The organism is Haliscomenobacter sp. (assembly GCF_033763495.1).
Lineage (GTDB): Bacteria > Bacteroidota > Bacteroidia > Chitinophagales > Saprospiraceae > Haliscomenobacter.
This window is the reverse complement of sequence record NZ_JANRKL010000095.1, coordinates 1-14,688: the sequence shown is the minus strand read 5'-3', so window position 1 is coordinate 14,688 and position 14,688 is coordinate 1. Positions and strand designations below refer to the sequence as shown.

The 14,688-nt window shown below is 47.6% G+C and carries 13 protein-coding genes; 8 read left to right on the top strand and 5 right to left on the bottom strand.

Features of this window, described 5'->3' with window-relative positions:
* Nucleotides 1–117 precede the first annotated feature (117 nt).
* Nucleotides 118–963: a C1 family peptidase gene (locus tag SFV55_RS09870; RefSeq protein WP_320029329.1), complete on the bottom strand. Its 846-nt coding sequence runs from the start codon at nt 961–963 to the stop codon at nt 118–120.
* A 168-nt stretch (nt 964–1,131) separates the two neighbouring features.
* Here SFV55_RS09870 and SFV55_RS09865 point away from each other — a divergent pair, with 168 nt between their 5' ends.
* The 5 genes from SFV55_RS09865 to SFV55_RS09845 all read left to right on the top strand — a co-directional run bounded on the left by SFV55_RS09865 (nt 1,132) and on the right by SFV55_RS09845 (nt 7,009).
* Nucleotides 1,132–2,232, top strand: coding sequence for an RluA family pseudouridine synthase (locus SFV55_RS09865; RefSeq protein WP_320029328.1), 1,101 nt, complete (start codon nt 1,132–1,134; stop codon nt 2,230–2,232).
* Nucleotides 2,233–2,434: 202 nt separating this feature from the next.
* A complete protein-coding gene (locus SFV55_RS09860; protein WP_320029327.1) occupies nt 2,435–3,454 on the top strand; it encodes an acyl-CoA reductase in 1,020 nt (339 codons plus the stop codon).
* A 6-nt stretch (nt 3,455–3,460) separates the two neighbouring features.
* Nucleotides 3,461–4,084, top strand: coding sequence for a metallophosphatase domain-containing protein (locus SFV55_RS09855; protein ID WP_320029326.1), 624 nt, complete (start codon nt 3,461–3,463; stop codon nt 4,082–4,084).
* A gap of 11 nt (nt 4,085–4,095) precedes the next feature.
* Nucleotides 4,096–4,524 carry a hypothetical protein gene (locus SFV55_RS09850; protein WP_320029325.1) on the top strand — a complete coding sequence of 143 codons (429 nt, stop codon included), beginning with the start codon at nt 4,096–4,098 and terminating at the stop codon, nt 4,522–4,524.
* An 82-nt stretch (nt 4,525–4,606) separates the two neighbouring features.
* Nucleotides 4,607–7,009, top strand: coding sequence for a penicillin acylase family protein (locus SFV55_RS09845; protein WP_320029324.1), 2,403 nt, complete (start codon nt 4,607–4,609; stop codon nt 7,007–7,009).
* A gap of 109 nt (nt 7,010–7,118) precedes the next feature.
* On the opposite strand, the gene SFV55_RS09840 is transcribed toward SFV55_RS09845, so the two are convergent.
* A complete protein-coding gene (locus tag SFV55_RS09840; RefSeq protein WP_320029323.1) occupies nt 7,119–8,276 on the bottom strand; it encodes a 5-(carboxyamino)imidazole ribonucleotide synthase in 1,158 nt (385 codons plus the stop codon).
* A gap of 199 nt (nt 8,277–8,475) precedes the next feature.
* Here SFV55_RS09840 and SFV55_RS09835 point away from each other — a divergent pair, with 199 nt between their 5' ends.
* The gene (locus SFV55_RS09835) at nt 8,476–9,810 is read left to right on the top strand and encodes a dihydroorotase (RefSeq protein WP_320029322.1); all 1,335 of its coding nucleotides are present in this window, start codon (nt 8,476–8,478) and stop codon (nt 9,808–9,810) included.
* Nucleotides 9,811–9,926: 116 nt separating this feature from the next.
* Here the strand turns inward: SFV55_RS09835 and SFV55_RS09830 are convergent, their stop codons facing one another.
* The 3 genes from SFV55_RS09830 to SFV55_RS09820 form a co-directional block, all read right to left on the bottom strand.
* Entirely contained in the window at nt 9,927–11,441 is a 1,515-nt protein-coding gene (locus tag SFV55_RS09830; RefSeq protein ID WP_320029321.1) for an arylsulfatase, read from the bottom strand.
* Nucleotides 11,442–11,483: 42 nt separating this feature from the next.
* Nucleotides 11,484–11,993, bottom strand: coding sequence for a hypothetical protein (locus SFV55_RS09825; RefSeq protein WP_320029320.1), 510 nt, complete (start codon nt 11,991–11,993; stop codon nt 11,484–11,486).
* 126 nt (nt 11,994–12,119) lie between these two features.
* A complete protein-coding gene (locus tag SFV55_RS09820) occupies nt 12,120–12,680 on the bottom strand; it encodes an RNA polymerase sigma factor (RefSeq protein WP_320029319.1) in 561 nt (186 codons plus the stop codon).
* 120 nt (nt 12,681–12,800) lie between these two features.
* On the opposite strand from SFV55_RS09820, the gene SFV55_RS09815 reads away from it, so the two are divergent.
* The gene (locus tag SFV55_RS09815) at nt 12,801–13,973 is read left to right on the top strand and encodes a ribonuclease D (RefSeq protein WP_320029318.1); all 1,173 of its coding nucleotides are present in this window, start codon (nt 12,801–12,803) and stop codon (nt 13,971–13,973) included.
* A 63-nt stretch (nt 13,974–14,036) separates the two neighbouring features.
* Nucleotides 14,037–14,688: ABC transporter ATP-binding protein (locus SFV55_RS09810; protein ID WP_320029317.1), on the top strand; the 652-nt coding region annotated here is incomplete at its 3' end.

Genomic DNA, 14,688 nt, shown 5'->3' with positions numbered 1-14,688 from the left:
TAAAAGTAAATTGCTTTTTCAAATAAACTCGTATTTTGTGTGTTAAATTTTCAAACAAAAAAGCCAGGTGGCCGACTGTGCACCCTGGCTTTTTTGCTTGAAAACGCAAGTAGTAAATTACTGCCCGATGGGCAATACCACAAAACCGTTTTGAGCCAATTGTCCAAAATGATCGTAAGAAATCCAGATGTATCCCGCACGACCCCAGTCGCTACCCCAGGGACTCATCAGTTCGATCATCCGTTTGTCCTCATTAAAACTCACCACTGCCATCGGGTACACTTGTGAAGGTACACCGGTTGGCATCCAGATGTCTTTGCCATTGGCCTGAAGCAGACTTGGATCAGCGTTGAACTCTACAATGACCGGATTTCCTCTTACCAATGCTTTCCGGATTTCAAAGATTTTTTGCAGCGACTTGGTCAATGGCGTGAAAATGTGCAGGTAATTGGTGATGCGAAACTTGCTGGCATTGTACACTGCATTGGTCAGTTTTTGTGAGCCATAGGGCAAAATGGCTGAATCTACGGTTCCGTTTTGTGATAAAAACTGAAAGGCGTCTTTAAATTGTAGCCCTCGGTTTTGCCCCAGCAGATTGAGGGTAATGAAGTCCGGGCTGAGGTTGATTTTGTAGTTATTGTCCTGATTGTAGTAGAATTCCAGGCATGCGGCCAGCGTGTAACTCATTTCGGTACCTACCTGTTCGATCTCCCTAACGGGCATCATAAAGGGTTTTACACTTTGTTCGCGCAAGTTATCCAGGCTGGTGATGTTGCGCCCTACTCCCTTTACGAAGGGCATCATCATATCGATTAATCTTTGGTCCTGAACCCCAAACGCCGCTGCTTGCGTGCTGCGCAGGTTAATATCCTGATTTTGTTGCGGGGTGGGATTTTGCGCTTGTAAATTGTTGACTATCAATAAGCCCAATCCAAGTGCCAGGCTGATTTTTATTTGGTTCATAAAACTCATTTTGTGGAAATAACGTCGATTTACTTCGTTTTGGTTTGTAACGATTGAGGAAAAAATAAATATCTATGTGTAAAATGAAAATGTAATCTCCCCACTTGAGTTTGTAGGTGTGCTTACTTAAATGTACCTTTGCCTTTTAAATATTCAAGAGTCGGAGTAATGGAGCAGGAACGAATTGAACCAGAAGACAATAATCATCAGTATTCCGACAGCCTCACCGACGAATTTTACGAGCATCGGATTATTGAGGTTGATGCAAAGCAATCACCTTTGCGGATAGACAAGTTTGTGATGGATCGAATCGGGGATGTGTCCCGCAATCGGGTGCAAAATGCCATCAAAACCGGTTCTGTATTGGTCAATGACCAGGAAATTAAACCTAATTTCAAGATCAAACCCGGGCAAAAAATTACCTTGATTTTGCCCAAATCTACCACCGATAAATACCGCATTGTACCACAGAATATTCCCCTTTCAGTGATATATGAGGACGAGGACTTATTGGTGGTCAATAAACCCCCGGGCCTGGTAGTGCATCCTGGGGTTGGGCACTTTCGGGGCACCCTCGTCAATGCACTGGCATATCACCTCAAACTCGATCCGAATCAATTGTCGACAGGTAATTTCCAGGAACGGGTAGGCCTGGTCCACCGCATCGACAAAAATACTTCCGGCCTTTTGGTGGTGGCCAAGAATGAATTTGCGCTTAGTCATTTGGCCAAGCAATTTTTTTACCATACCATTGAGCGGACTTATTACGCGCTGGTTTGGGGTGAGCCGGAAGAGGATCGGGGTACCATCAACGCCCATGTGGGGCGTCACCCTCGCTTCCGCAAGGATTTTACGGTGTTTCCGGAAGGCGACCAGGGCAAGTGGGCGGTTACCCATTACGAAGTACTCGAACGTTTGTATTACGTGAGTTTGATCAAGTGTACGCTTGAAACTGGCCGTACGCATCAAATCCGGGTGCACATGAAATACCTCGGGCACACCTTGTTCAATGACGAAAAGTATGGAGGCGACGAGATATTGAAAGGCACCGTCTTTAGCAAATACAAAACTTTTGTGGACCACATGTTCGACCTTTTGCCTCGCCATGCCTTGCATGCCAAGTCATTGGGATTCGTTCATCCGCGCACCAATAAATTTATGCACTTTGAATCCGAGCTGCCCGACGATTTTAAAGGAGCCCTGGAGCATTGGCGGGTGTATCTGGAGGGCCGAAAATCTTCGGCAAAAGGGAACATGAGTCAGCTTTAGCAACCCATGGCTTTAGCCGTGGGGAGGCACACAGAAACGAGCCCACGAATTCATTCGTGGGAAAAAAGATATAGACAGACACAAGAGGATCATCCTCAGATATGTCCCCACGACTAAGCTCCCACGAATAAATTCGTGGGTTGGTTTTGTTGTGTGGCCTCCCACGGATGAATCCGTGGGAGGCCGAAAGAATCCAAAAAAGATGACGCTTTCACAACGTATACAGGCAGCAATTCAATTCGGTGAACACCTACGCGGTGAAGACGACTACCTCAAAGCCGTCATCCATCGTACCTCGCACCACAACCCCTGGTTCACCACAGAAAACCAGGAGCGGGCTATTGCTGCCATTGCTGAACAATTTTTAGCTGCTGCTGCGCTGGAAGAATGGCTGAGCAGCTATACTATCCCCGCCGAAACCACCATGAAAACTGTAGGGCTGGTTATGGCGGGCAATTTACCCTTGGTAGGTTTCCATGATGTATTGTGTGTGTTTGTTGCTGGGCACAAGGCCAAAATTAAGCTGTCGGAAAAAGATCCTTACCTCCTGCCATATTTGTTGAAATTGCTGGAAAAAATAGACCCAGCTACCACGGCGTATTTTGAAATCACCGAACGACTTCTGGAAATGGATGCCGTGATTGCCACAGGCAGCAACAATTCTGCGCGTTATTTTGAATCCTATTTTGGCAAATACCCCAACATCATCCGCAAAAACCGCAATGGGGTTGCCGTATTGACAGGCAACGAAAGTACAGATGAGTTGCATGAATTGGGGCATGATGTCTTTCGTTACTTTGGTTTGGGCTGCCGCAACGTTGCTAAGTTGTATTTGCCCAGAGGGTATGATTTTGTTCCCCTTTTGGAGGCTTTGCACGAATACCGCGACATCATTTTGCACCAGAAGTACAAGAACAATTTTGACTACAATTTTGCGCTGTACATCCTCAATAAAGTGCAATACCAGGCCAACGGTTGCATTTTGATGATCGAAGAAGCTTCCCTACATTCACGGATTGCTTCCCTGCATTACGAATATTACGATTCGCTAGAGGCTGTAGAAATCGAATTGGAGCGCCAGGCGGAAGCCATTCAATGCATTATTGCCCAGCCCAATGTGTTAAAAGCCAAAACTTTCGCGTTTGGTAAATCGCAGGAGCCTTCCCTTTGGGATTATCCTGATGGAGTAGATAGTATGGCCTTTTTGCTCAGCTTAAATTAGATCAGAATGCGTTTTGTAGCTATTTCCGATACCCATGGCAAACACCAATTTGACCTGCCGCCGGGTGATGTCATTTTGCACGCTGGCGATGTGTCTTCACGGGGCCTGAAGGCCGAAGTGGAACGATTTTTGGATTGGTTTTCCGGCCTTGACTATGCCTACAAAATATTCATTGCGGGCAATCACGATTTCTTTTTTGAAAATGCCTCAGCCTCAGAAATTCAGGCCTTGATTCCCGATAACCTGATTTACCTGAACGATTCCGGAGTGGAAGTTGAAGGCATCAAAATCTGGGGTTCCCCCATTCAACCCTGGTTTTACGACTGGGCCTTTAACCGCCAAAGAGGTGCTGATATCCGAAAACACTGGGAACTGATTCCTGCCAACAGCGACATCGTCATTACTCATGGGCCAGTTTATGGCATCCATGACCGAATAGTGAGTGGTGCGTTGGTCGGTTGCGAAGACTTGCTCCCGGTTATTCAGCGGATTGCCCCTAAAGTGCATTTGTGTGGGCACATTCACGAAGCTTATGGAACTCGGCAGGTCGGTGAAACCTTATACATCAATGCAAGTATTTTGGACCTGCGGTACACCATAGCACACGATCCTGTCGTTTTTGATGTATAAAAAGTAAACATATGATCTATAAACTACTCCTATGTGCCCTTGTAAGCCTGGTTTTGAGTACTGAAATAGCTGCTCAAAGCAAAAGTAATGGCCAGGGGCCACCACCTTGGGCACCCGCACATGGCTTTCGCGCCAAAACCAGGCATGTGTATTTCCCCGAGTACAACTTTTATTTTGACATCGAAAAGAGGGTTTACATCCATTTTCAGGCAGGCAAATGGACCGTTACAGTGGATTTACCTGCTCGGTTGGGCAATATCAACCTGCTCAATGCCTCCAAATTTGAATTGGACATTGACATCGACAACCCACAAATTTACAATAGCGAACACCAAATCCGTTTTAGACCAAAGTATGCGGTGGCCGACGCCTCCGCTCCGGTCAAAGTACATCCAACCAAAGCTGTACATCCAGGAAATGGTCATGGTAAGAAAAAATAATCACTTGCTTTAAGCCTGTTTTACTTGATTTTTCTGCTTTTTTGGCTATACTTACCGAGGATTAGTACTCAAAGTTAGCCACATGAAACACAGCATTTTTCTCCTCCTTCTTTTAGCCCTTACCAACATTCAGGCCCAGGAACAACTCAAACTTCCTCAACTGGACCAGGCCGTGGAAATCATCACGGATCAATGGGGTGTTCCCCATATTTATGCCCTAACCGAGCATGATTTATTCTTTGCCCAGGGTTTTTATGCTGCCCGCGACCGTACGTTTCAGTTTGAAATCTGGCGCAGGCAAGCCACAGGAACTGTCGCTGAAATTTTGGGCGAACGTGAACTAGACCGCGACCGGGGTGCCCGGCTCTTCCGCTTTCGAGGGGATATGGAGCAGGAAATGGCCCATTACCACCCCCGGGGAAAACAAATCATCACTGCATTTGTGGCAGGAGTAAATGCCTGGATTGCACAAACCCAGGCCAAACCGGACTTGTTGCCTCTGGAGTTCAAGCTACTGGGCATCAAACCGGGCTTATGGACACCCGAAATCGTCATCTCCCGCCACCAGGGGTTGTTGGAAAATGTCAGTGATGAATTAAACAATGCCCGGGCTATTGCCCTTCTTGGTGCTGACAAATTGAAAGAACTACAGTGGTTTCACCCCAAGGAACCCGATTTGCACCTTGACCCCAAAATCCCGGTGGCACTTTTCCAGCAGGATGTTCTCCACTTGTACAAAGCTTTCCGGGAACCCCTCAGGTTCAAACCCGAAGATTTAATCGGGGCAATTCGCAACCCCAACCCACAGAATTACGCCAATCTGGCGGCCCTCGAAACTCAGGAATACCTAACGGCTCAGGCTGATCGCAGCGCCAATGTGGGTAGCAACAACTGGATTGTCAGTGGCAAATTGACCCAAAGTGGTTTCCCCATGTTGGCAAATGACCCCCACCGGGCCATTTCTACACCTTCCTTGCGCTACATGACACACCTGGTGGGACCAGGCTGGAATGTGATTGGGGGAGGTGAGCCAGTGATTCCCGGCGTATCGATCGGCCACAATGAATACGGAGCCTGGGGACTCACCATTTATGCAACCGATGCCGAAGATTTATACGTATACGAAACCCACCCCAACAATCCCAACTTGTACAAAGTTGGGACCGAGTGGCGGAGCATGCGCATCATTAAAGACACCATCCGGGTCAAGGGCCGCGCTCCCGTGATTGTGGAACACAAATACACCCATCACGGCCCCGTGGTTCACGAAGATCGGAACCTTAAAACGGCTTGTGCTGTTCGTTGCGCCTGGCTGGAGGTAGGAGGCGCGCCGTATTTGGCCAGTTTGCGCATGGGCCAGGCCAAAAATTGGGAAGAATTTCGACAGGCATGTCGATTCAGTCATATTCCTGCTGAAAACATGATTTGGGCCGATCGGGCTGGCAATATTGGCTGGCAGGCGGTGGGCATTTCCCCAATTCGTCGGCAGCACAGCGGTTTGGTGCCGGTACCTGGGGATGGGCGCTACGAATGGGATGGCTATTTGCCGATTTTAGAACGCCCCAATGTGTTGAATCCTGAACAGGGATTTTGGGCTACCGCCAATGAAAATGTCACCCCCAATGGTTATCAGCATTGGGAAGCGATAGGGTATAAGTGGTCTGATCCTTATCGGGGCGATCGTTGTGCGGAGGTGTTGGGTACAGGGCGGAGGCATACCTTACAGGATTTTATGAACCTGCAAACGGATTATTTGTCCATTCCTGCGCGGAATCTGGTGCCTTTGTTGCGCAATTTGCCTTGTGCGGATACCAGCTCAGAATGGGCGCGCCAACAATTGTTGCAATGGGATTTTAAGTTGGAAAAAAATTCCATCGCGGCAACGCTGTACGATGCCTGGGAAAGGGAATTGCGCAGCCAATTGGAAAAAATGCTTCTGCCGGAGAAGGCCCGCACCCTGGTGACAATGCCTGTTTATCGCACATTGGAGTTTTTGATGCTGCCTGACGGAAAATTTGGAAAGAACCCAGTACAAGATCGGAATACTTTTCTGACCAAAGCCCTCGGGGCTGCCGTGCGCAATTTGGAGACTCGCCTGGCCGGGCAAGGGCGCAGTCAATGGAAATACGGACAAGAGCAATACAAACATGTGCTAATCCGCCATCCTTTGAGTAGTGCTGCCGCTCCGGAATTGCGCAAAAAACTGGATCATGGCCCACTATCCAGAGGTGGAAGCTCCCAAACAGTTGGAGCTACTTCGGGAAATTTCAACCAGACTCATGGAGCTAGTTTTCGATTGGTGGTAGATACCGGGAATTGGGATTATTGCTTGGCGACGAATACGCCGGGGCAATCGGGTAATCCTGATCATCCGCATTACCGCAATTTGTTCGAGATGTGGGCGAACGATCAGTACTTTCCACTGTTTTATTCGAAGGGGAAGATTGAGTCGGTGCAGTTCAATAAGTTGAAATTGGTACCTTGATTTTTTTCACCAACTAAGAAACCTAAGGCACTAAAGGGACAACTCAGTTTTCCACCTAATCGTCTTAGGTGTATCTTTAGTGCCTTAGGTTTCTTAGGTGGTGAAAAATTTAACACTGTATACTCAACCTCTCCTGCACCAGCTTAGCCACCCTTACCGCCTCCTCAATACTCTCCGCCAGCACCGTAGCATGCCCCATTTTGCGGAAAGGTTTAGTCGTGCTTTTGCCATAAAAATGCAACTTGACTCCCGGCAAAGCCAAACAACCCTCCAGGCCCACATACCGCGTTGGCCCGCTGAATCCTTCGGCCCCCAACAAATTGACCATCACCGAAGGGCATTTCATAGCCGTACTGCCCAGTGGCAGATTGAGGATGCCACGCAAATGCTGCTCAAATTGGGAAGTGTAACAACTATCAATGGTATGGTGGCCACTGTTGTGGGGGCGGGGCGCCACTTCGTTGATCAAAATTTGATTGTCTTTGGTGAGAAACAATTCGACTGCCAGCAAGCCACAAATCCCGAAGGTTTCGATGACTTTTTTGGAGAGTTCGATGGCCGCTTGCTCAATGGCCGGGTCAATCCGGGCCGGGCAGATCAGGAATTCCACCAAATTGGCTTCGGGATTAAAATCCATTTCTACCACCGGGAAAGCGGCGATTTCACCACTGGGATTGCGTGCCACAATCACGGCCAGCTCTTTTTGGATGTCGACCAGGGTTTCGAGCAAACAGGAACCCTGCAATAACTTATGCTGCAAGTCCGACTCGTTTTTTATCACCGCTACACCCTTGCCATCGTAACCTGCGGTACGAGATTTTTGTACAAAAGGATACTGCCACCGACCTGAATGTACGGCGTGGCGCACCGCGTGTTCATCCTCAAACAATTCAAAATGGGAACTGGGCAATTGGTGCTCCTGATAAAATAACTTTTGTAATCCCTTGTCCTTGATCAAGTCCAATGCTTCTGGATGGGGATGTACACTTACCCCTTGGGCTTGCAACAACTCCAACGCTGCAGTATTGACATGCTCAATTTCAATGGTCAGCACGTCTTTACCCTGGCCGAAGGCGAGCACATCTTCGTAATTTTTGAAGTTGCCTTCTATAAATTCAGCAGCGACAATCCCCGCCGGAAAATCTCGCGACTCATCCAAAAAATACAGTGGCAAATGCCAGTTGGAGGCTGCCTGGCCCAACATTTTGCCGAGTTGGCCGCCGCCGAGTATACCCACTTTGAAGGTGGGGGAGAGGATTTCTTTCATAGTTGTATCTTGGGGTTGAGGGAGATTGAGAAGTTGAGGAGTTGAGTTCCCACGACCTTCGACTCCGCTCAGCGACCGGGAACTCAACTCCTCAACTTTTCAACTCCTCAACTTTTTCCGCGAAATACCTCATTTTTCCTGAAATTATCCGCACGATTTGCCCAAAATCGGTTTATTTCGCTCCCACAACTGTACACACATGGCCAGAATTCTGTTTAAAAACGCCCAAGTCGTCAATCGTGGGCAGATCATCAGTGGAGATTTATTGGTAGAAAATGGTAAAATCAGCAAAGTTGGCGGCGTGATTGAAGCCGCTGGTGCGCGCGAAATTGTCGCAGAGGGCAAGTTTCTGATGCCGGGCATCATCGATGACCAGGTACATTTTCGGGAACCTGGTTTGACCCATAAAGCCGACTTGTACACCGAACCCCGAGCAGCAGTAGCGGGTGGAGTTACCTCTTTTATGGAGATGCCCAACGTCAAACCTCCCACTTTGACCCAGGAATTGCTGGAAGAAAAATACCAAATCGCTGCCCAAAAATCGCTGGCTAATTATTCCTTCTTTATGGGCGCTTCCAACGACAACCTAGAAGAAGTCCTCAAAACCAATCCCAAAAATGTGTGTGGAATCAAGGTGTTTATGGGCTCCAGCACGGGCAATATGTTGGTAGATGACTCCCAAACCCTGGAGGCACTTTTTTCTCAGGTTCCCATGTTGATTGCGACTCATTGTGAGGACGAACATACCGTCCGAGCCAATGAGGCAAAAATGCGCGAACGTTATGGCGAGGAAGTACCCATTGCCATGCACCCCATCATCCGGGATGTAGAGGCTTGTTGGAAGTCTTCGAGCATGGCAGTTGATTTGGCTAAAAAATACAACACTCGTTTGCATATTCTGCACATTTCCACCGCGGAGGAATTGGCCTTGTTCCGCAATGACATTCCATTGGCCGAAAAGCGGGTTACCTCGGAGGTTTGTGTACACCACCTTTATTTTAGTGCCGACGATTACGTGACATTTGGCACCCAAATCAAGTGCAACCCGGCGGTAAAAGAAAAACGGCATCGGGAAGCTTTACTTGCGGCTTTATTGGACGACCGTCTCGACATCATTGCCACCGATCATGCTCCACATACCTGGACTGAGAAGCAAAATTCCTATTTTCAGGCCCCATCTGGCGTACCATTGGTGCAACATACCCTGAATGTGATGCTGGAATTTTACCATCAGGGCTTGATCAGTCTGGAAAAAATTGTGGAAAAAATGTGTCACACCCCGGCGCAATGTTTCAATGTACAGCAGCGGGGTTACCTGGATGAGGGCGCCTGGGCGGATGTGGTTTTGCTGGATTTGAACAAGGAATGGACGGTGCAAAAGGACAATCTTCACTACAAATGTGCCTGGTCACCGTTTGAGGGGCATACCTTTAAAGGGCAGGTGGAGGCTACGGTAGTGAGTGGACACCTGGCTTACCAGCATGGGCAGTTTTTTGAAGACAAGAAAGGCGAACGCCTGACCTTCAACGCCTAATCACTGATGTGCCTCTTAGGTGCCTTAAGTTTCTTAGGTGGTGAAACTAATACCTTGCTTCGCAAGGCTTTTTCTTTTTTCACCACCTAAGAAACTTAAGGCACCTAAGAGGCACTTTAGTTGCGTTTGAACTTGGGACTTACGAACTCCCAATCCTTAATGTGCGAAGGCACATGCTCCCGCGCCACCACCTTATCCAAATCACTTACCCGTTGTGGGAGCTCCTCGGCGCGATTCTTCTGCTCACTCCGATCGCTACTCAAGTCATACAATTCCCACTTGGCGGCGGGATTGGTTTTCATCTGCGTTTTTACCCCTTTCCAATTGCCGATTCGCACTGCGATTTGCCCACCTTTTTCAGGGTACTCCCAATACAAAAAGGGATGTTGCTTTTGCAAGTCCTTTTTACCCAAAAGCGTAGGCAAATAGGAAATACCGTCATTTTTGGGCGCTTCAAGTTTGAGCAAATCCGCGAGGGTGGCCATCAAATCGTATTGCACCGAAAGGTGGTCGCTCACTTGCCCAGCTTGAATTTTTCCTTTCCAACGAGCGATAAAAGGCACCCGGATTCCACCTTCGTATACATCCATTTTTAGTCCCCGCAGCCCTTGGACTGAGTTGAAAAAAGGCGCGTTTACCCCGCCTACATCAAAAGTGGCACCATTGTCACTTGAAAACATCACCAGGGTATTTTCATCCAGCCCCTGAGCTTTGAGGGCCGCTATGATAATGCCCACCTGTTCATCCAGGTAGGAGATCATACCTGCATAAGCCGAAAGGGGGTAACGCTGAGCGGCATAACCTTTGTCTCCTGTATAGGGCTGCTCTGCAAACTTGCCAAGGTAAGGCGTGAGCGCTTTTTCGGGCACCTGCAAGGACAAATGGGGTAGAGGAAAGGCCAGGTACAGAAAAAATGGCTGGCTTTTGCCCTGCTCAATGAATTTCAAGGCCTTCGCCGTCATGTTGTCCACTACATATTCTTTGCCAATGAAATATTCGAAAGGAGTTGTGCTTGACAAACGTTGGTGCACCGAAATGGGCGGATTGTTCAAAGTGTCCCATTTTCCGTTTTCCCACAGGTGGGTAGGGTAGTAGTTGTGTGCCTGCTTTTGGCAGAGATATCCGTAACTATAATCAAAGCCTTGCAAGTTGGGGTTCCCGGTGGTATTGTGCATCCCTAGCCCCCATTTGCCAATGATCCCGGTACGGTAACCGTTTTTTTGGAGCATATGCCCGATGGTTACCGTTCCTTCGGGTAGGGGCATCTGGCCACCTTCCATGTCATCACTGAATTCGCCCAACTCATAATTGCCCCGGATGTAAGAATGCCCTGGATGCTTGCCTGTCAGCAACATGCAGCGCGAAGGGGCACAAACCGGTGCACTGGAATAATGCTGGGTAAAGCGGATACCTTCACCAGCCAATTGATCAAGGTGAGGTGTTTTGATTTTTTCCTGACCGTACACCCCAAGTTCGCCGTACCCGAGGTCGTCGGCAAAAATGTAGATGATATTGGGCTTTTGGGGCTTGGAGTCCAGCGGAGTGGAAGGGCGATAGGCCAACAAAAGTGGCAACGCAAAGAGGAGGAAGAGACCAGTTTTTTTGACAATCATGTTGCTTGAGAACTTCATTGTAAGAATGATTCCAAGATAGCAACATCTTATTAATGGTCTCTATTTTTTCAAAATCCATTTTTTGAAGGCAAAATCCATCAAGAAATAACTCAACACTGCCAGTGAAACCAAAAAAGCACTGAAGACCATGGGATTGGAAAAAACGCCTAAATTCAAAGTGTAATGACCCATAAAATTGATTTCCCGTTGAGCAATCACAGCGGGTTGCCCCAGCACGCCCTGGCCTGCAAAAAACAGCCCTAAACACAGAACGGCAACGGTGCCCACCAAACTGCCAAACAAGCGCACCAAACCTTTGGGGAGGATATCCGTAGAAATGTGAACGGGGCGATACAAACTCGGCAATTTTTCACTGACGTTGGCACTAAAACGCATGGAGGGTTGTTCCGGCTCCATGGTTCTGAGGGTTTCCTGCAAACTTTTGGCAAGCTCCATTTCCTCGGCAAAGGTGGCATCTTGAATCAGCAATTGCTGAACTTGTTCTTTTTCCTGAAGAGTACACTCCCCATCGAGGTATTTCCAGATTAAAATGGACTGTGCATTTTCCATATCTTAGTAGCGGGCAAAAATAAGTATTCATTTTTTCTGAGTCAAAGGATTAGATAAGAAACTTAAAATGAACCGTTTACTTATCTAATCCTTTGACAAATTGAAACACTTATTTTTTATCGCCCTTTAGTGTTGATCCAAAGCGCTGGCCGTCAATTCCTGGCGCAACTGCTCTCTTAAACGAAACAATTTTGTTTTGACATTGGTCACACTCAAACCCGTAATTTCGGCAATTTCTTGTACCGATTGTTCATGCAGGTAATACAGCGTAATGATGTTGGCATCACTGGGTTTTAGCCGGTTGATGACCGACTGTACCTGATTCCTGAGGTCATTGTCCTGGGTTAGCTCTGCCGGACTCTTGCTATTTACATCTGGTGCCTGGAATGCTGTACTTCCGGACTCAATGCTTTGCAAAGGTAATTTTTTCTTGCGGGCATTGTCAATCGCCGTTCGGTAAGTAATGGCATAGAGCCAGGAACTAAATTTGGATTCCTGCCGATAACTGCCCAGCATCTTGTACACCTTCAAAAATACATCCTGGGCTACTTCTTCCGCTTCTTCCCGGGAGTTCAACACCCGCATAGCAATGGTAAAGACATAGTTTTGGTATTGTTCCACCAGTTGGCGGAAAGCAGCCTGTTCTCCCCTCAGTACGCGCTGAACCAAAAGTAGGTCTTCTTCCATGTAATGCGTTTGCAAAATCTTTAGACGTGGTTTTACTTTTGCTAGGTTACAACTTTTTTGGGAAAATATTCCAATTCGAATCGATATATTTGCGGAAGATGAGCCCCTAAAAACAAGTCGATGCAAGCATTTGAATTAATCACTACAAAGGAAGGACTAGAACACTTTGGTCAGATCAACGCGAATATTGAGTGGATGTGTTTTGACTCGGAATTCGTTGGGGAAAAAAGATTTACCACTCGTTTGTGCCTTATTCAGGTGGCAACGGAGCACGGTTTGTTTTTAATAGACCCTTTCCCACTCAAAAACTTGGGTCCATTTTTGAAAATGATCGAGGATCCCAAAATTGTCAAAATCACTCACGCAGGTGAAAACGACTATCGCTTATTGTACGCCACCCATGGTACCATTCCTAAAAACACCTTCGATACTCAAATTGCGGCTGGTTTTTTGGGGTATCGCTACCCCCTGGCGTTTAAAAAACTGGTAGAAACCGAACTAAAGATCAACCTCAATAAAAGTTTTACTGTAGCGGATTGGGAAGCCCGGCCTTTTAACCAGAATCAACTCAAATACGCTATTCAGGATATTGAACCGCTGTATGATTTGTGGAAAAAACAGGAAGCTGATCTTAACAAGCATCAGCGTTTACATTGGGCAGAGGAAGAATTTCGGACGCTGGAACGGGAAGCTTATTACGCCAGAGATCCCCACCACGAAGCGCTGAACAGCGATTTGATGAAATCCTTGAACAAGAGGGAACGCCTGTTTTTGTTGCGTTTGTTCGAATGGCGGCGCAAAACGGCAGAGGAAAAAAACTACTCCAAAGAAATGGTGCTGCCTAGTAAATTCATGAGCCAAATTGTGCGCAGTATGCGTTCTGGACGGGCCGGTTTGCGCGAAAACCGGCGCATTCCCGATAAATTTGCTGGCGATTTGTGGCCAGTGATGAATGAATTGTACATCCGGGAAATCAGCGAAGACGAAAAGTTTCTGCTGCGCCAGGTGCCCACCGAGGATGAAGAAAACCCCAACGAAGAAATCCTGACCGAATTTTTATACCTCATCATTCGCCATCAGTGTATGCAAAAAGGGATTTCTCATGCCCTGGCTTTGCCCCGCAACTGGTTTAAAAAAATCAAAAATGACCCGGGCTTCGCCGAAGAGGTTTTTACTCAAGGCTGGCGTAAGGAATTGTTCGGGGACACCTTCATTCGTTGGCTGAGTCAACCGGATAACTTACATATTGACATCAAACCGGACGTGATTGAATTGCGGCTTGCGGATAATTAAGACTTATTGGGTGTGTATCTAAGGTGACCGAAGATGCCTGAGGTGGTTCAATTTAAAACCCTTATGAAGAACTTATTGGAAGTGCAAAACCTGACCATTCGCTTTGGCCCCAACGCCGTGGTGGATGACCTTTCTTTTGCACTGCCAAAAGGAAAAACCCTGGCCATTGTTGGTGAGTCAGGCTCCGGGAAATCGATGACTGCTCTAGCTTTACTTGGCCTCCTACCGACCGAAGCCCAACTTAGCGTCCAACAATTGCACTTTCAACCAACTGAAGAACAAAGCTTTCAACTGCAAAACTGCCAGGCTAAAGATTGGCAGCAGATTCGTGGTAAGGCGATTGGGATGATTTTTCAGGAGCCAATGACCTCCTTGAACCCCCTGCAACGCTGTGGCCAACAAATTGATGAAGTACTGCGCCTTCATTTGGGCCTCAACGCCCAGCAAGCGCGTCAGCGAAGTTTGGAATGGCTGGGCAAAGTAAAAATTCAGGACCCCGAACGTATTTACCGCTCCTATCCCCACGAAATTTCAGGGGGTCAAAAGCAGCGGGTCATGATTGCCATGGCCATGTGTTGTAACCCGAGCTTATTATTGGCGGATGAGCCCACCACTGCGCTGGATGCCACGGTACAAAAGGAAATCATCCTGCTCATGCGCGAATTGCAGCAGGAATTCAATACGGCTATCCTGTTTATTTCTCACGATTTGAGCC